At 73.6% G+C, this 18,061-nt stretch carries 18 protein-coding genes; 3 read left to right on the top strand and 15 right to left on the bottom strand.

What is annotated here, in order from left to right; genetic code table 11:
* The 6 genes from P3H78_RS08540 to P3H78_RS08515 form a co-directional block, all read right to left on the bottom strand.
* Window positions 1-1,506, bottom strand: a complete 1,506-nt coding sequence (locus tag P3H78_RS08540) for an AlkA N-terminal domain-containing protein (protein ID WP_276108225.1) — start codon at window positions 1,504-1,506, stop codon at window positions 1-3.
* Between the two features lie 202 nt (window positions 1,507-1,708).
* A complete protein-coding gene (locus P3H78_RS08535) occupies window positions 1,709-2,218 on the bottom strand; it encodes an O-acetyl-ADP-ribose deacetylase (protein WP_276108224.1) in 510 nt (169 codons plus the stop codon).
* A complete protein-coding gene (locus P3H78_RS08530; protein ID WP_276108223.1) occupies window positions 2,215-3,624 on the bottom strand; it encodes a phytoene desaturase family protein in 1,410 nt (469 codons plus the stop codon). The genes P3H78_RS08535 and P3H78_RS08530 overlap by 4 nt, the downstream gene beginning before the upstream one ends.
* 121 nt (window positions 3,625-3,745) lie before the next feature.
* Entirely contained in the window at window positions 3,746-4,585 is an 840-nt protein-coding gene (locus P3H78_RS08525) for an inositol monophosphatase family protein (RefSeq protein ID WP_276108222.1), read from the bottom strand.
* 146 nt (window positions 4,586-4,731) lie between these two features.
* Entirely contained in the window at window positions 4,732-6,543 is a 1,812-nt protein-coding gene (locus P3H78_RS08520; protein WP_276108221.1) for a gamma-glutamyltransferase family protein, read from the bottom strand.
* Between the two features lie 213 nt (window positions 6,544-6,756).
* Window positions 6,757-7,176: a hypothetical protein gene (locus P3H78_RS08515; RefSeq protein ID WP_276108220.1), complete on the bottom strand. Its 420-nt coding sequence runs from the start codon at window positions 7,174-7,176 to the stop codon at window positions 6,757-6,759.
* Window positions 7,177-7,708: 532 nt separating this feature from the next.
* On the opposite strand from P3H78_RS08515, the gene P3H78_RS08510 reads away from it, so the two are divergent.
* Window positions 7,709-8,071, top strand: coding sequence for a helix-turn-helix domain-containing protein (locus P3H78_RS08510; RefSeq protein ID WP_276108219.1), 363 nt, complete (start codon window positions 7,709-7,711; stop codon window positions 8,069-8,071).
* Window positions 8,072-8,128: 57 nt separating this feature from the next.
* On the opposite strand, the gene P3H78_RS08505 is transcribed toward P3H78_RS08510, so the two are convergent.
* From P3H78_RS08505 to P3H78_RS08480, 6 genes are all read right to left on the bottom strand, one after another.
* Entirely contained in the window at window positions 8,129-8,371 is a 243-nt protein-coding gene (locus P3H78_RS08505; protein WP_276108218.1) for a hypothetical protein, read from the bottom strand.
* 12 nt (window positions 8,372-8,383) lie between these two features.
* Window positions 8,384-9,151, bottom strand: a complete 768-nt coding sequence (locus P3H78_RS08500; RefSeq protein ID WP_276108217.1) for an IS3 family transposase — start codon at window positions 9,149-9,151, stop codon at window positions 8,384-8,386.
* On the bottom strand, window positions 9,148-9,405 hold the full coding sequence (locus P3H78_RS08495; RefSeq protein ID WP_276108216.1) for a helix-turn-helix domain-containing protein: 258 nt from the start codon (window positions 9,403-9,405) through the stop codon (window positions 9,148-9,150). The genes P3H78_RS08500 and P3H78_RS08495 overlap by 4 nt, the downstream gene beginning before the upstream one ends.
* A 193-nt stretch (window positions 9,406-9,598) precedes the next feature.
* Window positions 9,599-10,279, bottom strand: a complete 681-nt coding sequence (locus P3H78_RS08490; RefSeq protein WP_276108215.1) for a hypothetical protein — start codon at window positions 10,277-10,279, stop codon at window positions 9,599-9,601.
* A 32-nt stretch (window positions 10,280-10,311) separates the two neighbouring features.
* Window positions 10,312-12,108 (bottom strand): hypothetical protein, encoded by a 1,797-nt coding sequence (locus tag P3H78_RS08485; protein WP_276108214.1) that lies wholly within the window; start codon window positions 12,106-12,108, stop codon window positions 10,312-10,314.
* A gap of 291 nt (window positions 12,109-12,399) precedes the next feature.
* Window positions 12,400-12,612: a hypothetical protein gene (locus P3H78_RS08480; RefSeq protein WP_276108213.1), complete on the bottom strand. Its 213-nt coding sequence runs from the start codon at window positions 12,610-12,612 to the stop codon at window positions 12,400-12,402.
* A 784-nt stretch (window positions 12,613-13,396) separates the two neighbouring features.
* On the opposite strand from P3H78_RS08480, the gene P3H78_RS08475 reads away from it, so the two are divergent.
* On the top strand, window positions 13,397-13,798 hold the full coding sequence (locus tag P3H78_RS08475; RefSeq protein ID WP_276108212.1) for a hypothetical protein: 402 nt from the start codon (window positions 13,397-13,399) through the stop codon (window positions 13,796-13,798).
* A 117-nt stretch (window positions 13,799-13,915) separates the two neighbouring features.
* Here the strand turns inward: P3H78_RS08475 and P3H78_RS08470 are convergent, their stop codons facing one another.
* Complete coding sequence (locus tag P3H78_RS08470) at window positions 13,916-14,179, bottom strand: hypothetical protein (protein WP_276108211.1); 264 nt, start codon at window positions 14,177-14,179, stop codon at window positions 13,916-13,918.
* Between the two features lie 344 nt (window positions 14,180-14,523).
* Here P3H78_RS08470 and P3H78_RS08465 point away from each other — a divergent pair, with 344 nt between their 5' ends.
* Window positions 14,524-15,207, top strand: coding sequence for a hypothetical protein (locus tag P3H78_RS08465; RefSeq protein WP_276108210.1), 684 nt, complete (start codon window positions 14,524-14,526; stop codon window positions 15,205-15,207).
* A 33-nt stretch (window positions 15,208-15,240) separates the two neighbouring features.
* On the opposite strand, the gene P3H78_RS08460 is transcribed toward P3H78_RS08465, so the two are convergent.
* Window positions 15,241-16,773 (bottom strand): NCS1 family nucleobase:cation symporter-1, encoded by a 1,533-nt coding sequence (locus P3H78_RS08460; protein ID WP_276108209.1) that lies wholly within the window; start codon window positions 16,771-16,773, stop codon window positions 15,241-15,243.
* A gap of 261 nt (window positions 16,774-17,034) precedes the next feature.
* Window positions 17,035-18,057, bottom strand: coding sequence for a TIGR03842 family LLM class F420-dependent oxidoreductase (locus tag P3H78_RS08455; RefSeq protein ID WP_276108208.1), 1,023 nt, complete (start codon window positions 18,055-18,057; stop codon window positions 17,035-17,037).
* Between the last annotated feature and the right edge of the window lie 4 nt (window positions 18,058-18,061).

Here is an 18,061-nt window from a genome sequence, read left to right as displayed (position 1 = left end):
TCAGACGGGAAGGAAGTTGATCGGGTGGCTGTCGGTCGCCCACAGGTACTGGACGGCGTACGCCCGCCAGGGCCGCCAGGCCGCGGCGCGCGCGGTGAGCGCGGCGGGTGTCGAGGGCAGTCCCAGCTCCCGCGCGGCGCGGCGGATGCCGAGGTCGGTGGGGAGGAAGGCGTCGGGGTCGCCGAGGGCGCGCATGGCGACGACGTCCACGGTCCACGGGCCGAGGCCGGGCAGCTCCAGCAGCCGGGCGCGGGTCTCGTGCCAGTCGCTCTCCACTCCCACCTGGATGCTGCCGTCGGCCAGATGCCCCACGAGCGTGGTGAACGTGGTGCGGCGGGCACGCGGCATCGCCAGCGACTCGGGGTCGAGCGCGGCGAGCGCGCCCGGTTCGGGGAAGAGGTGGGTGAGGCCGCCCTCCGGGTCGTCGACGGGGTCGCCGTGCGCGGTGACCAGGCGGGCGGCGTGGGTGCGGGCGGCGGCGGTGGAGACCTGCTGCCCGAGCACGGCGCGCAGCGCGAACTCGGCCTCGTCGACGGTGCGCGGCACCCGCCGTCCCGGTGCCTTGTCGACCAGGGGCGCGAGCACCGGGTCGGTGCGCAGCTGGTCGTCGACGGCGACGGGGTCGGCGTCGAGGTCGAGCAGGCGGCGGCAGCGGCTGATGGCGACCGGCAGGTCGCGCAGGTCGCTGAGCGTGAGGCGGCAGGCGATGTGGTCCGGTGTGGGCGTGAGCGCGGCGATGCCGTGCCCGTACGGCAGGCGCAGGGTGCGCCGGTAGGCCCCGTCGCGCCATTCCTCCACCCCGGGCACGGCGGTGGCCGCCAGGTGCCCGAAGAGGTTGTCCGGGTTCAGCGGGGCGCGGAACGGCAACCGCAGCGAGAGGGCCGCGGGGGTGGCGGGGCGCGGGCCGGCCGGGGCCGCCGCGGTACGGCGTGCGGGGACCCGGGAGCGCAGTGCGCTCGGGGAGAGCGCGAAGACCTCGCGCACGGTGTCGTTGAAGGTGCGGATCGAGCAGAAGCCCGCGGCGAAGGCGATCTCCGCCATCGGCAGCGCGGTCGTCTCGATCAGCAGCCGGGCGGTCTCGGCGCGCTGGGCGCGGGCGAGCGCGAGCGGTCCGGCGCCCAGCTCGGCGAGGAGCTGGCGTTCGACCTGGCGGGTGCTGTAGCCGAGGCGGGCGGCGAGGCCGGGGACGCCCTCGCGGTCCACGACGCCGTCGGCGACGAGCCGCATGGCGCGGGCGACGAGGTCGGCCCGCTGGTTCCGCTCGGGCGAGCCCGGGCTGGTGTCGGGGCGGCAGCGTTTGCAGGCCCGGAATCCGGCCTGCTGGCACGCGGCCGCACTCGGGTAGAAGGTCATGTTCTCCGGCTTGGGCGGGACCACGGGGCAGCTGGGCCGGCAGTAGATGCGGGTCGTCAGGACGGCCGTGAAGAACCATCCGTCGAACCGCGCGTCCTTGGACTGGACGGCGCGCACACAGCGCTCGCGGTCGGAGTGCATCCCGTTCTGCATGCCTCCAGCATCGGTCACCGGCGGCCCTGCGGCTGGCGGGAATCCGACATCAGCCTGCCCTGTCCTGCACCCGCCCGGATCACCGCCGCCGTGCCGGGCCCGCCGCGCGTCCGAGCGCAGCCCGCTGCCGCGGCCGCCCCGTCCGCCGAGGCCGCCCCGTCCGCCGGGGCCGCGCCGCGCAGCACGTCTGACCGGCCCGGCGTCAGCCGATGCGCTCGGCGAAGGCCGTGTAGGCCGCGTCGTCGAAGAGCACGAACCTGACCTCCTCGACGGCGGTGACCGTGGCGCGCACCTCCTGCACGGCGATGCGGGCGGCGTCGTCCATCGGCCAGCCGTAGGCGCCGGTGGAGATGGCGGGGAAGGCGACCGTCCGGGCGCCGAGCTCGTCGGCGACCCGCAGGCACGCGCGGTAGCAGGACGCCAGCAGGGACGGATCGGCGGTGGCCACCCGGTAGACCGGTCCGACGGTGTGGATCACCCACCGGGCTTCCAGGGCGCCCGCGGTGGTGGCGACGGCCTGTCCGGTGGGCAGGCCCCTGCCGTAGTGGGAGGCGCGCAGCTTCCGGCACTCCTGAAGGATGGCGGGGCCGCCGCGGCGGTGGATCGCGCCGTCCACGCCTCCGCCGCCGAGCAGGGAGGAGTTCGCCGCGTTGACGATCGCGTCGGCGCGCTGCCGGGTGATGTCGCCCCGGACGAGGGTCAGAGTGGTCATGTCTGCCTCAGTCTCCGCCAGACGGCTCTGGCCGCGTTGTGCCCGGACATGCCGTGGACGCCGGGGCCGGGCGGCGTCGCCGACGAACACAGGAACACGGCGGGGTGGGGGGTGTGGTACGGGTGCAGCGACAGCCTGGGCCGCAGCAGGAGCTGGAGCCCGGAGGCCGCCCCGCAGGCGATGTCCCCGCCGACGTAGTTGGCGTTGCGGGCGGCCAGTTCGGGCGGGCCGGCGGTGGCGCGGGCGAGGACGCGGTCGCGGAAGCCGGGCGCGAAGCGCTCCAGCTGGCGCTCGACGGCGTCGGTGAGGTCGCCGGTCCAGCCGTGCGGCACATGGCCGTAGGCCCAGAAGACGTGCTTGCCCGCGGGGGCGCGGGTGGGGTCGGCGACACTGGGCTGGACGGTGATCAGGAAGGGCCGGTCCGGGGCGCGGCCCTCGCGGGACACGGCGCGCAGCGCGCCGCCGATCTCGGCGCTGTCCGCCCCGACCTGCACCGTGCCCGCGCGGCGCGCCTGCCCGGCGGTCCAGGGCACCGGGCCGTCGAGCGCGTAGTCGATCTTGAAGACGCCGGGGCCGTACCGGTAGCCCTCGCAGTACCGGCCGAGGCCGGCGATGCGGGCCAGGGCGGTGGGCGAGGTGTCGAAGACGTAGGCCCGTGCGGGCGGCAGGTCGTCGAGGCGCTTGACCTCGTAGTCGGTGTGGACGGCGCCGCCGAGGTCCCTCAGGAGGCCGGCGAGGGCGTCGGAGACGGCCTGGGAGCCACCGCGGGCCACCGGCCAGCCGCGGGCGTGCGCCGCCAGGGCGAACATCAGGCCCACCGCGCTCGTGGCGAGCCCGCCGAGAGGGGCGATGACATGGGCGACGAGGCCGGCGAACAGGGTCCTGGCGCGCTCGTCGCGGAAGCGGCGCATCAGCCAGGTCGACGGGGGCAGCCCGGTCAGGCCGAAGCGGGCCAGGGTGACCGGGTCGTGCGGAAGGGGGGCCGCCGGCAGCGACATGAAGTCGCGGACCAGGGTGTCCCAGCGGGGCAGGAACGGCTCGACCAGCCTGCGGTACGTGCCCGCGTCCCGCGGTCCGAGGGAGGCGGCGGTCTCGGCGACGGACCGGGCCAGCACCGCCGCGGTGCCGTCCGGGAAGGGGTGCGCCATGGGCAGCTCGGGGTGCACCCACTCCAGTCCGTGGCGCTCCAGGGGCAGGGCGCGGAAGGCGGGCGAGCTGATGCCGAGGGGGTGGGCGGCGGAGCAGGGGTCGTGCCGGAACCCGGGGAGGGTCAGCTCCTCGGTGCGGGCCCCGCCTCCGACGGTGCCGCGCGCCTCGAACACGGCCACGGAGAAGCCGCGGCGCGCGAGCTCCACGGCAGCGGTCAGCCCGTTGGGCCCCGCGCCCACCACGACCGCATCGAGCATCGACGGCACCTTCGGACCCCTTCGTCAGCCGGTGGCAACTCGGGGCCAGGATATGCCGATGGACCGACACGGCCGGGCCGCGGGACGGAAGATCCCCGCGGCCGGTCCGGGCCCCGCCGGGTCACCGGGAGAGCAGGTCCACCACCCGCCGGGCCGTCGCGGCGTCCCGGGCCGCGGTGAAGGGCAGGGTGTTGCCTCCGGTGACACGGAAGGGGACGCCGTCCCGGGTCAGGTGGGCGCCGCCCGCCTCCTCGACCAGCAGCAGACCGGCCGCGTGGTCCCAGGCCGCCTCCCAGGAGAAGGCGGTGGCGTCCAGCTCCCCGCGCGCCACGGCGAGGTACTCCAGGCCCGCCGAGCCGCAGGGGCGGGGGGCGACCCCGTCGGACCGCAGGCCGAGCAGGCCGCGCTTCTGCGCGTCGGTGGTGTAGTCGGGGTGGGAGGTGGCCACGCGCAGGTCGCGGCCGGGCTCGGGGGCGCCCGCGTGCAGCCGCTCGCCGTCGAGGAAGGCGCCGCGGCCCCGGACGGCCCTGGCGAGCCGGTCCGGCACGGGGGCGTACGTCCAGGAGGCCACCACGACGCCGCGCACGGCGAGGGCGACCAGGGTGCAGAAGCCCGGGTCGCCGTGCACGAACTGCCGGGTCCCGTCGACCGGGTCCACGATCCAGACGGGACGGTCGCCGCGGATCGCGTCGTAGACCGCGGGGTCGGCGTGGACCGCCTCCTCACCGACCACGACCGAGCCGGGCAGCAGAGCGGCCAGCGTGTCCGTGAGATGGCGCTCGGCCAGGCGGTCGGCGTCCGTGACCAGGTCGTGCGGCCCGCTCTTCTGGTCGATCTCGTGCTCCGCGAGGCGGCGGAAGCGGGGCATGATCTCGGCCGCGGCCGCCTTGCGGACGGCCTCCTCCACGTCGACCGAGCGGCGGGCGAGAAACTCGTCGATGGTTTCCGTCTCTTCGATCATGTGCTCCATGAGAACACGCGCCGCTGACAGCGCCCGCCGCCCGGGTGCACCTCCGGTGGAATCGGGATGAACACCACGTGCCGCCGGGACCGCGGAACGCGGGCCTCCGGCCACCGGCCATGGGCGACCGGCGGCGGGCCCTGCGCTCAGCGCCCCACCGCGTACCCCTGCATCCCGCGCGGGTTGGCTGCCGCGGACAGCACGCCCGTCCGCGGGTCGCGGGCGACCGCGCACAGGCGGCCCTCCGACCAGGGGTGGCCGAGCACCACGTCGTGGCCCCGGCGCCGCAGCCCGTCGACGACCGCCGCGTCCGTCCGGGACTCCAGGACGACCCGCCCGGGCCGCATCCCGCGCGGGTAGAAGGAGCCGGGGAAGCTCTCGTTGTGCCAGTTCGGGGCGTCGACGGCGCCCTGGAGGTCGAGGCCGCCGCGCACGGGGCCGCGCCGCGCGACCTCGAGCAGGAAGTGCAGCTGCCACTGGTCCTGCTGGTCCCCGCCGGGGGTGCCGAAGGCCATCACCGGCACACCGTCGCGCAGCGCGAGGGACGGGGTGAGGGTGGTGCGCGGGCGGCGGCCCGGGGTGAGGGTGTTGGGCAGCCCCTCGTCCAGCCACGCCATCTGGAGCCGGGTGCCCAGCGGGAAGCCCAGCTCGGGCACGACGGGGTTGGACTGGAGCCATCCTCCGCTGGGCGTGGCGGCGACCATGTTGCCCCAGCGGTCCACGACGTCGAGGTGGCAGGTGTCCCCGCGGGTGCCTCCGTCGGACCCGACGCCGGGCGCGCCGGCCGCGGTCCGTGCGAGGGTCGGCTCCCCCACTCCGAGGGCGCCGAACTCCGCTTCCCCGGCCGGAGCGTGGGCGTGGGCGCTGAGCCGCGGGAAGCGCCCGCCGGGGCTGCCGGGCCGCAGCTCGGACGAGGCCCGCTCCCCGACCAGCCGTCGCCGGCCGGCGTTGTACCCGGCGGACAGCAGCTCGGCGAGCGGCACGTCGGCGGCGTCCCCGTACCAGGCCTCCCGGTCGGCCATGGCGAGTTTGCAGCCCTCGATCAGCAGATGGAGGCGGTCGGCGGTGCCGTGGGGAGGCAGTTCGGGCGGCAGCAGCGCGAGCTGCTGGAGGAGCACGGGGCCCTGGCTCCAGGGTCCCGCCTTGCACACCGTCCAGCCGTTCCAGTCGTACGCCGCCGGCGCCTCGTAGGTCGCGGACCAGGCGGCGAGGTCGTCCGCGGTGAGTGTGCCGGTGTGGTGCTCGCCGCTGGTGTCGAGCGTGGGCCGCCCGGCCTGGCGGACCAGGGCCTCGGCGACGAACCCGGACCGCCATACCGCGCGGGCGGCCTCGATCTGCGCCTCCCGGTCCCCGGCCCCGGCGGTCTCGGCGAGCAGCCGCCGCCAGGTGGCCGCGAGCGCGGGGTTGCGGAACAGCTCGCCGGGCCGGGGGGCGCGGCCGCCGGGCAGGTACACCGCGGCGGACGAGGTCCACTCGGTGGTGAACAGCTCCCGCACCGTCTCCACGGTCTCGCCGAGGCGCTCCACGGGCGGGTGTCCGTCCTCGGCGTAGGCCACGGCATGAGCGAGGACGTCGGCGAGTGACTTGGTTCCGTGGTCGCGCAGCAGCATCATCCACGCGTCGAACGCGCCGGGCACGGCGGCGGCGAGCGGCCCGGTGCCGGGGACGAGGTCCAGCCCGAGGCCCCGGTAGTGGGCGACGGTGGCCCCGGCCGGGGCGACCCCCTGCCCGCACAGCACCCGGACCTCGCCGCCGGCCGGTGCCAGCAGGATCGGCACCTCCCCCGCGGGCCCGTTGAGGTGCGGTTCCACGACGTGCAGGACGAACGCGCCCGCCACGGCGGCGTCGTAGGCGTTGCCGCCGCCCTCCAGCACGGCCATCGCCGCCTGGGAGGCGAGCCAGTGGGTGGACGACACCATGCCGAAGGTGCCCTGGAGGGTGGGGCGGGTGGTGAACAAGCTCTCTCACCTCGCTGCTGGAGCGCTCCGGCCGGTGGGGGCGGGCGCTTCGGTCCGACGCTCGGGACGGCTCCGGAGGGGGCCTCCGGTCGCACGCGAAGCATCCTGCCCATGGAGGGCACCTGTCATGGCCCCGTCCTCCGGCGGTGCGGGCGGACCCCACCGCGGCCTCCGGCGGCGGTTCCCGGCGCCGAGTGCGTGCGGGGCGGTCCCTCAGGGCGTCCCGGAACTCCGCACGCGCGGGTCGTGGCGGGAGGGCGGCGCCCCGGACTCCCCGGCCTCCGTCAGCGCCTGGAGCAGACCCCTGCGGGACGTCAGCCGCTCCTGCCCGCCGGCGGCGGTCCAGGCCATGTGCGGGTGGGGACTGCGCGGGTCCGGTGCGGCGAGCCAGCCGCCGGACGTGACGGCGTGCGGGACGGGAGGGCAGGGGAGGCCGGGCACGTCCGGCGGCACGAGGAAGTAGACGGTCCGGTACCAGCTGTCCCGCAGCGTGACCCCGACCGGGCACCCGCGGCGCAGCAGCGAGCGGTGGATCCGGTCGGCCCGCTCCTCGTCGAGCTTGACCGCGTCCCAGGCGACTCCGGCCGGAAGCAGGGCCAGGCCCTGCTGCTGACGACGCCATTCATTGAACACTCTTTCCGGATCACCGGCCGATCGGGCCAGCCAGCAAGCCAGTTCAACGGCAGGAAAGACCATCGACTTCTCCACGGAATGTACGCCATCGAATCGGCAGAAAGGTACCAGCGGGAACATCCGCCCAGGAACCCCGCGAACGACATCGGAAGTAATCGCAAGAATTGAACCGGGGAGCCCTCGAAGAAGTGGCATAAAGATGCCGCGCGAGAAGAATCAATTCCCTCGCACGGCGCGGCGGAATAGCGGCCCCAAAGGCGGACGCACCCGATCCTCCACTGAAGGAGGCGGGCACCGCTGCGTCCGCGGCCGGCCGCGTGCGGCAGGTGGTGGTGCCCGTGGCGGCCGTCGCACCGCCCCCGTCTCCTCGGCCGCAGGGCTCCGCGGGCGACCCGGGCGCCCAGGTCAGGGTGGCGGAACAGGGCGAATGGAAGAACATGCGGAACGCCCCCTGTATGGGGCCGTTAGACTCATTGACAGGCTGCCACTCCCCCGACAGGAAGAAGCGGCGGTGCCCAACACACTGCAGGAAATGATCAAGCGCAGGCTGGACCAGAACGGCTGGTCCTACAACGACGTGGCGCGCCGTGGCGGCATCTCACGTTCGACGGTGCATCATCTGGCCACGTCGGTCCGGCTGGCCCAGGTGCCGCAGCAGACGACCCTGGAGGGCCTCGCCAAGGGGCTGGGCATACCGGTGGCTCCGGTGCAGCGGGCCGCCGCGGAGGCGGCGGGGGTCAACCTCTACTTCGAGGACTCGCCCGAGATCACGGATCCCGAGGTGGAGATCCTCATCGCGAGTGTGCACAGGCTGAGCCCGAAGGACCGGCGGCACGTGGCCGTCCTGGTGGAGTCGCTGCTCGAGGCGGACGGGCACGGGGCCGACCAGGGCTGACCTCCCCGGGACGACGGCCCTTCCGGGGCCGGCCGCGCGGGACGGCGTCCCGGTCGGTCATCGCACGAAGCCGGACGTGCCCGCCGAGGCGATCCAGGCGATGACGGCCTGGACGGTGACGTAGTCCAGCTCGGCCACGTCGAAGACCGCCTGGACGTCGCCGACGTCGAGCGGGACACCCGCACCCTCCAGGGCGCAGTAGAGCAGCATCCGGTGCGCCTGGGGCGCGGACAGGCCCCGGGCCGCGCGCGACCGGGGGCCTGCGGGCAGGGGCAGGGGCAGGGGTGGGGTGAGGTCCATGTGTCCGCCGTTCTAGAGGGTGAGGTCCGGTCCGTGGACCGCGTGCCCCTGCTGGGCCAGGCGGTTCAGGACCCTGGACAGTTCCGGGCCCAGCGGGGGGAGGCCGGGAGAGGTCCACAGCGCCGCGAGCGCACGGTGCACGTGCTCCCAGAAGGCCTCGGCCACCGCGTGGTCGTACCAGTCGCCCACGGCCGCGCCGGGCGGCGCGCCGCCGGAGCGCACCGCCCGCTCGGTGAAGGCGCAGCTGAAGCCCGGGTCGCCCGGCGTCCGGGCGGGGACGTCGCCGTGCCGGTTGAGCGCCGTCCGAAGAGCCCGCGCGAGGAGGCCGGGGTCCGGCGCGGCGGCACTGCTCCAGCCGAGCAGGCGCCGTCCGGCGGTGTCGAGGACGACCGCCGTGCACAGGTCGCCGTCCCGCGTGCGGCATGCGAAGGTGTCCAGGACCCACCCGGCGCCGGGCGCGGCGCGCCGGACGCCGCCGGGCGCGGCCCGCAGGCGTCCTCGCGCCCCGCGGATTCCCGCCCGCCGCATGAGGCGTTCGACCGTCCCGTGGCTGACTCTGATCCCGAAACGGTGGTCGAGTTCCTGGCGGATGCGCCGATAGCCGTAGGCGGAGCCGGATTGCCGGTGGATGTCGATGATCAGCCGGGTCAGCCAGACGTGCCGCATGTCCCGGTCCGAGACGGGGCGTTCGCGCCACGCGTAGTAACCGGATTCGGAAACGTTCAGGAGAGCGGCGACCCTGCGCGCGGGAAATCCCTGCTCCACCACACGCGCGATCACCTCGTAACGCCTTTTGGGGGCATCACGTCGTTCAGGGCGTCGATCGTCCGGCGGCACAGCAGGAGTTCGGCCTCGAGTTCCTGAATGCGGCCGCGCGCCAGGGGCAGGCTCGACGGGGCGACGAGGGTGCGGCGCCAGCGGTAGACGGTGCTGGGCGGAATATCCAGCATGCGCGCCACCTCTCCTGCCGGGTGTCCTTCGCTGAGGAGTTCCAGAACACGGGTGCGCGATGCTGCGGGGTGCGGGGTGGTCACGGTCTCGGACCTTCCAGGTCGTGCGGTGTCGTGGGGGCTCGGGGGCGTCCGTGGGGACGCGACCGCCACGGCCGGACGCGGCCGCCCGGTGCCGGACCGGCCGGTCCGGCACCGGGCTCGGTCTGCCCCGGTTCCAGGGCCTGTGGCCGGACTCCCGCCCGCCCCAGGGCGGGCGGGAGTTCGACGACAGGTCCTAGACCACGTGGCGGTGCATCGTCACCGTGGGGTCGAAGTCGGCGCCGGGGTCGCTTCCGCCGCCCCGGGGAGCCCGTGCGGCCTCCCGGTCGAGAACGGCCTTGATCTGACGGGCGATGTCGTCGGCGGACTGCCGGATCCGGGAGACCGGCAGCGTCGAGGAGCGCAGGGCCGCTGCGCGGCGGGCCAGCCCCGCGAGTTCGCTCCGGGCGCTCCCGCCGAGGGTGAAGGCGCGCGGTGTGGCGACGACGAACTGGTAGGCGCCGGCGAAGGTCTGGCACTCGGGGCAGTGCTCGTTCACCGAACGGCCGATGTTCGTGGCGTTGATCAGCCGCGCGTTGCGGCCGGAGGTGGTGACGATCTGGAACGACAGGGCGACGGACCGGCACGGCGCCAGCGGAGAGCATCCGACCGACTCGGCCGTGGCCCGGTTGTTCGCCGTCACGGCGATGGACGGGCCGTACTCGTGGATTCTGAACGTCTCGTCGAACTGGCTCAGATGGACCCGGTCGGCGCGGCTGTGGGCGAGGTCCACAGCGGTGGCGACGTCGTGGGAGATGCCGGGGCCGGTGGCGGCCGAGGCCATGGTCGTGGTCATGACCAGACCGGCGCCGGCGGCCATGCTGATGCTCACGGCGGTCCTGGCGACGGTGCTCGTGCGGGGCTTGCGGTGGTTCATCTGCCTCTCCTGAAGTGGTGGGCGGGTCGGGGTCAGGATGTGCTGGGGCTCGGCGACGGGAGCGCGGTCAGCGGCGGGGACGGGGACGCGGGGACCGTCGCGGAGGGGGACGGCGGCACGGAGGCCGACGCCCCGGGCGAGGTGCCGGGTACGGGCGGGGTGGCCGTGGCGGACTCACGGGCCGTGGGCGGCGCGGGAGCCGTGGAGCTCGTGCGCGGGGACGCCTGCGCCGGCGTGGGCGTGGGCGGCCCGGCGGGCGTGGGCGACGGAGAGGGGACGGCCGTACGGCCGGTTCCCCCCGTGCCGTGGCCGGTGGTGCGCCCCGTGGGATCCGGGGCACCGGAGGGCCGTGCCACCGGGTGGCTCCCCGGCAGGCCGGCGGGCGGGTCCTCGGCGGCCCGGACGCGGGGAACGCCGGGCTGCAGGAGGGGAGTCACGGGCGCCGCGGGGGGAAGCGGCGCCGGTGTCATGCCCTGCCACCAGGCGGTGCCCAGGACACAGGCGGCGCCGCAGACCGCGGCGGCGACGGACAGACGCAGGGCGGGTCTGCCCCGGGTCGTCCGGACCGCGGCCCCGGCGAGCCGCACCAGCACCCGTCCCGCGAGGTAGGAGCCGCCGGCCATGGGGCAGGCGAGCATGAGGGCGCCGACGACGCCGACGGTGCCCGCGGCCGGGTGCCCCTCCCCGAAGGCCTGGACGGTTCCGGCCAGTTGTTCGGCGAGGCTGCGGAACGCGGTCGTGGCCAGCCGGGGGAGGTTCCACAGCGCGTAGCACGTCTCGGCGAGGAGCAGCGGGATCATCGTCAGGACCCAGGAGGCGACGACGACGCGTGCGGAGCGCTTCAGACCGGCCGCCTCGGCGGGCCTGCGCCCGGGAACCAGGCTCATCAGGATCGGCTTCACCTTGCCGAACAGGTCGGGCACGCCGGCCAGGTCGCCGAGGATGTAGTAGCCGTCGAGCCGGAGCGCGGGCATCAGTTGTTCCAGGACCTCGAAGTGCGCGAGGTAGACGGAGGCCAGGAAGAACGGCTGCCCGGTGAGCAGGTAGCCGGCGGTGAGCGCCAGCATGAAGACGGCGTTGAAGTAGACACCGCCGAAACCGGTGCGCAGCCGGCCGCGCCGGCCGATCCGGTACACGTCCGTGACGTCGGTGTACAGCGCGGGCCAGATCAGGTAGATGCCGCACCCGATCTTCCCCGGGACCGCACCGCTGTACCGGCAGGCGGAGGCGTGGCCGAACTCGTGGAAGACGAGGGAGAGGATCGTCAGCAGGAACACCGCGAGCATCCAGAGCGGCTGCTCCAGCACGCGCAGCAGCGGCGTCATCGCGCCGTGGACGGCGAAGAGCCACACGTCCACGGCCGCGGTGGCGCTCAGCACCAGCGCCACCACCGGCGGTCGGTGCAGCCAGCTCAGCGCGGCGGCGACACGGGCGACCCGGGCCTCGTCGAGGATCACCCGGTGGCCGCGCAGGGCCAGCAGGAGGTCGGACGTGGGGGCCTTGTCACACGTTCGCGGGGGTTCTCCGAGGGGGACCGTGACCCCGAGCGGGGTGAGCCTGTTGTCGATGAGGTAGGCGACGTCGCCCTCGGTGACCTCCTCCCCGTACCGGCCGCTGACGCGGTGGGAGATGGTCTCCGTGTCGCGGACGCCGTCGACGGAACTGACGACGAGATAGAGCAGACGGGAGAGCATCAGGACCTGACCGTCGCCGCGTCGGACGACGTACTTGCGGTCGGTGAAGCCGGAGCCCTGGTACTGGCCGAGGGCGCGCAGGCCGTGGGTGAGATGCGGGACGGGCCCGGCGGGCGGTGCGGACTCGGACGCCATGACCTGCGTCGGTGCGGTGGCCGGTTCCCGCGGCCTCACGGGCCGCCCTTCGGCCGGGGGCGGAGGGTCGGCCGCGACGGCGGTGGACTGGTTCCGGGCGTGGGACGTGCTGTGCTCTGCGGGAGGCGTCATAGTCTTCTCCACGGCGCGGGGTTCGCTCGGGCTCCATGCGGCGCCTGCGAGGGACCGCCGGGGGGAGCCGGGAGCACCGCCCGCCGGGTGCGACCCGGTGCGGACGGTGCCCGGCGGGCGCCGCGGGGCAGATTCCGGCTGCCCCGCGGCGTCGGCGTGCTACTGGTGGACGCTGATGGCCTGCGAGGCCTGGGACTGCGCGACGGCCAGCGGCGAGAACTGGTTGACGGCCGCCGACTCGTTGTGGGCGTTGAGGTTCACGAGCTTCTTCGAGATGGAAGTCGTCCTGGCCAGGTTGAAGGAGAAGCGGGCCAGCGCCTCGCGTCCGGGGAGCAGTTCCGCGGTCTCGGCCTCGAGCTGCTTGATGTCCATGGGTGTTTCCTTTCACTGGTGTGAGGGACGTGCGCCGCGGATGCGGTCGCACGACGGTCGGGAGACGCCCGCCGCGACAGGGTCGGGCCCGGGGTGGCCGCCGAGTTGCTCGCGCGACGTCCACGACGAGCACCGGTGCCGTCCGACGGGTTCTCCCTCTGCTGCGGCCGGCGCGTGGGGCGCCCGGCCGCAGCGGCCTGAACAGCGGTACTACGAGAAGGAACGCGTAGTCGTGCGTCAACCCCGCCGTCCAGACTCTCCGGACAGTTCGTCCGGAGGCCCTGGACGGTAGTGGAAAGCGGAGCTCTTATGCAAACCCCCTATGTCCGACATGTGTTCAAAATCGTTCGCCAGTTCAATGGTTGAGATCTGCACCACCGCCGCGCCGGCACGGCACTCCCTCCGCACGACCCGGCGGGCGCCCTCGGCGGAACGAGGGGCGGTACCGGCGGGGCGCTGCCACGACCGGAGCCGCCCGATCCCGCCTTTTGCCATTTCACACTCCGCGCAATGAGGGGCGCCAAAGGCGCGGAAGCGGAATCGGCCCGGCTTTTTTATCAATACCGGGGCCACCGGGGCATTCACCTGTTGGAGTGTCCAAAGAATTAAGAGCCGGAACCGGAATGCACTCCCGACCACGGCTTTGACCTGCACTTTCCCCAGCCGACGCACCGGACTCTCCGTAAGACGCGGGAATTCCGCCTTCCATGACGGCCGCGAAATGTGGGGTAACGTCGGCCCGGCCGGCGGAGCAGAAAATCGCTCCGCCCCGAAAGGAGATAAAGTGAAGAGTATTGCCAAGGGAGTGGCAGGCGCGCTCCTGGCCGTGGGTGCCGTGATGGCACCGCTGGCCACCCAGGCATCCGCCGCCACGGCCCCGGCGGCCGCGCACCGCGACCCGTCCCCGGTACGCGACCACACCGGTGACCACCGCGGGGACCGCGACTTCGGGTGGCTGCGCCACGGAGGCCGTGACGACGACCGCCGCTACGACCACGACGGGCGCCACGACCACGACGGGTGGTTCGACCGCGACCGGTACGACCGCGACGGGTGGTTCGACCGCGACCGGTACGACTTCCGGGAGTCCTGCCGGCGGTACGACGACCGCTACCGCATGACCTACCGCTACCGGTGGGACCGCCGCCACCACAGCTGGGAGTGCTACCCCTACGGGCGCCGGTAGCCGGTCCCGTTCCCCGCGCCGCCCGTGGTCAGGATTCCCCGACCACGGGCGGCGCCGTTGTACGCCGGCCCACGGACGCGGCGCGCAAGAACGACCGGGCCCTCCTGGTGCCGGACATCAGGCCGACGGCACTTTGTAGAGGGCGAGTACGTTTTCCTCGGCGGCGACATAGGAATCCGGCGTCCGCATGCTCAGGGTGCACATCGCACCCCACAGGCATTGCAGCTCGGTTGCATCCAGTACGACGGCCGCCGCCCGGACCACGTCGATCCAGCGCGCATCCAGCATTCCCGGGCACGATTCGCCGGGAAGCAGGATCACCGGTTCTCCGAGACTGCCGCGCACAACAGCGGTCACCGACGCTCCCTGCACGAAGAGCACCTGCAACTCCTCTCGCCGGGGCGTAATTCATGACCTGCCGCACCTGGCATCGCACGAGGATATCGGGAGCATCGATCCTTTTCGGCAAATTCCCCACAACAGTCCGCAGGGAACACATGGCCGACCCGAGCACGGACATCCACGGCGGCCGGGCGCGGACTCCACCCGGCCGGACGGGGGCGCAGACATATGGGGGAAAAGGAACATTCACGGGCGAGTCGCCGTAACCGCGCGGCCACGGAGCGGAGTTCACCCTTCCACCCCACCTCCGGCCGTGTGAGACTGGCGTTCCGTCCGCGGCGCGGACCCCCTCCGCACCGTCCGTCCCCCACGAGAAGTGCGCCGTGCCAGAATTCCCCCTGCCGCTCGCGCTCACCGCGAGGCTGAGCCCGGTCGTCGTGCTCGCCTGCGCGGGCTGGGCGCTGACCTCCGGCCCGTTCGCCGCGGCGCCGGCCGCCGACCACAAGTCGACCCCGCAGTCGCAGTCCCAGGACGCCGGGGGGTCGTCGTCCTCGGCCCCGTCCTCCACCGCGGCCACGAAGACGTACTCCTCCGCCCCCGCGCCGTGCGGCAGCATCAGCACGAAGACGCTCAAGTCGCTGGTGCCCGGCGCCTCGACGGCGGGCAAGGAGATCGCGTCGACCAACTCCAAGCTGCGCCGCACCTGCTCGTGGAACGCCCTCCAGGGTTACGACTACCGCTGGCTCGACGTCTCCTTCGAGCTCATGCCGTCCGACGCGGAGGCGCAGAAGGCGTACGAGGAGCGCACCGCGGAGAAGAGCGGCGGCGGCCAGGTCCCCGGCGTCGGCGACGCGGGCTACTCGGTGGTCAACCTGACGACCCAGGACAAGCAGCAGACCCGGGACGGCGAGGTGATGGTCCGCGCCTCCAACGCGCTCGTCGTCGTCACCTACAACGGCAGCAACTTCGAGACCAAGAAGGCGCCGAGCACGGACGAGATCAACACCGGTGCCATCAAGGCCGCCAAGGAGGCGGTGGCGGCCCTGGAGGGCGGGCGGTCCAACTGACCGTCCTCCAGGGCCGCCCGGCCCGCGGGCCGGTCAGGCGGTGGTGACCCGCCGCCGGCCCGGGGCGAGGAGCATGAGCACCAGGTACACCACCAGCGACGTGGCCAGGCCCACGGCCCATCCGTAGTCGGCGAGCGGCTTGAGGGCCGCGAGGGGACGGCCGTCGACCAGGGGGTGGAAGTCGGCGCCGCCGACGGCGAGGACACCGCCCGCGGCGAAGGCCGCCACGGCCCGCCAGTTCCAGCCGCCCGAGTACCAGTACCGGCCGCCGCCGCGGTAGAGGTCGGCCAGGTCCAGGGAGCGGCGGCGCAGCACCCAGTAGTCGGCGATGAGGATGCCGGCGACCGTGCCGAGCAGGCCGCCGACCAGGCCCAGCCAGGTGAAGATGTAGCCCTGCGGGTCGGCGTAGAGCTTCCACGGGCAGATCAGGACGCCCAGCACGCAGGTGACGAGGGCACCGGTGCGGAAGCTGATGCGGCGCGGCGCGATGTTGGAGAAGTCGAACGCCGGCGAGACCAGGTTGGCCGCGATGTTCACCGACAGGGTCGCCACCAGCACGGTGACCAGGGCGTAGAGCAGGCCCACCACGTTGTCGGTCTTCGCTGCCAGCTGCACCGGGTCCCAGACCGGCTTGCCGTACACCGCCTGCGACCCGGACGTCACCAGGACCGACAGGAAGGCGAACAGCGTCATCGTGGTCGGCAGCCCGAGGGCCTGTCCCCAGGTCTGGGCCCGCTGGCTCTTCCCGTACCGGGTGAAGTCCGGGATGTTCAGCGACAGGGTGGACCAGAAGCCGATCATGCCCATGAGGGAGGGCCAGAACAGCTTCCAGAAGCCGCCGCCCCAGCCCAGCCGCGACGGCTGGTCGAACAGCGGGCCGAAGCCGCCGGCCCGGTTGCTCATCCACCACAGCATCACGAACGCGCCGACGAGCACGAAGGGCGCCGCCCAGTTCTCGAAGCGGCGGATGGTCTCCATGCCCCGGTAGATGATGCCGACCTGGATCGCCCAGAAGATCGCGAAGGACAGCCACATCGTCCAGGGGTGGCCGCCGACCTGCGCGGCGCCGGACCAGCCGGTCCCGATCAGTTTCCCGGCGAGGAAGAAGATCGCCTCGCCGCCGATCCAGGTCTGGATGCCGAACCAGCCGCAGGCGACCAGCGCCCGTACGACGGCGGGCAGATTGGCGCCGCGGACGCCGAAGGAGGCGCGGGCGAACACCGGGAAGGGGATGCCGTACTTCGGTCCGGCATGCCCGGTGAGCAGCATCGGGACGAGCACGATCACATTGGCCAGGGCGATGGTGAACACCGCCTGCTTCCAGTCCATGCCGACGGCGATCAGACCGGAGGCGAGGGTCCAGGAGGCGGTGTTGTGGGCCATGCCGACCCACAGGGCGGAGAAGTTGTACGTGGTCCAGGTGCGCCGGGCGACGGGGACCGGGAGGAGGTCCTCGTTGGCGTACGGGCCGCTGGGCGGCGGGGTTCCGGCGGGGATCTCCACCCGCCCGTCGGGGAGGGTGGTCTGGTGGGACGGCGGTATCGCGGTGGGAGCGGTGTCGGTCATGGGCAGCCCAATCGATGAGGTGGGTCGATGTGAGGCGGTGCGGGCGCCCGGCCCCTTCCCGGGGAGGCGGGGAGGGGGGACTGGAGTGGGGGGCGGGTCGCAGGGTCGGGTGGGGATCACGCGGGCGGGCGGGAGTTGCCGGATCGAGAGGGTGGACAGGGGTCGCGGGAACGGGTGGGCGGGAATCGCAGGTCGGGCCCGGGGGGCGGTCCGTGGCGCATGGCCGGCGGGACGGCCCCCGGGGCGGACCGGGGGCCGGGATCAGGAGTTGACCGCGGGAATGATCTTCTCTCCGTAGGCGTCGATGACGGCCTCCCGGGCGTCGTGCATGTCGTACAGGGCGAACTGGTCGACGCCCAGGTCGCGCAGGGCGTCGAGCTTCTCGATGTGCGCCTCGGCCGGGCCGATCAGGCAGAACCGGTCGACGATCTCGTCGGGCACGAAGTCGGCGTCCGGGTTGCCGGCGCGGCCGTGGTGGCTGTAGTCGTAGCCCTGCCGGGCCTTGATGTAGGCGGTGAGTTCGTCGGGGACGGCCGCGGAGTGCTCGCCGTACTTGGCGACCAGGTCGGCGACGTGGTTGCCGACCATGCCGCCGAACCAGCGGCACTGGTCGCGCGCGTGGGCGAGCGCCTCGGGCGCGTCGTCGGCGGTGACGTAGGCGGGGGCGGCGACGCAGATCGTGACGTCGTCCGGGTCGCGCCCGGCCGCGGCCGCCGCGTCCTTGACCGCCTTCACCATGTGCTGCGTCAGATACAGGTCGGCGAGCTGGAGGATGAAGCCGTCGGCCTCCTCGCCGGCCATCTTCAGGGCCTTCGGCCCGTAGGCAGCCATCCAGACGGGGAGTTCGGCGCCGGGCGAGATCCACGGGAAGCGGACCGTGGAGCCGCCGCCGAGGTCGGCCTCCTCGCCCCGCCCGAGGGCCCGGATGACCTTCATCGCCTCGCTGATCCGCGCGAGGGTGTTGGGCTTGCGGCCGGCCACCCGCATCGCCGAGTCGCCGCGGCCGATGCCGCAGACGGTGCGGTTGCCGAACATGTCGTTGAGGGTGGCGAAGGTGGAGGCGGTGACCTCCCAGGTGCGGGTGCCCGGGTTGGTGACCATCGGGCCGACCGTCAGGGAGCGTGTGTTCGCCAGGATCTGGCTGTAGATGACGAACGGCTCCTGCCACAGCACGGCGGAGTCGAAGGTCCAGCCGTGGCTGAAGCCGTTGCGCTCGGCCCGCTGCATGAGCTCGATGACGCGGGAGGCCGGCGGGTCGGTCTGCAGGACGAGTCCGAAGTCCATGGGC

This window comes from Streptomyces tropicalis (assembly GCF_029269835.1).
GTDB classification, from domain to species: domain Bacteria; phylum Actinomycetota; class Actinomycetes; order Streptomycetales; family Streptomycetaceae; genus Streptomyces; species Streptomyces tropicalis.
The sequence above is the reverse complement of the archived record's forward strand: the minus strand, read 5'-3'. Positions and strand labels throughout refer to the sequence as shown.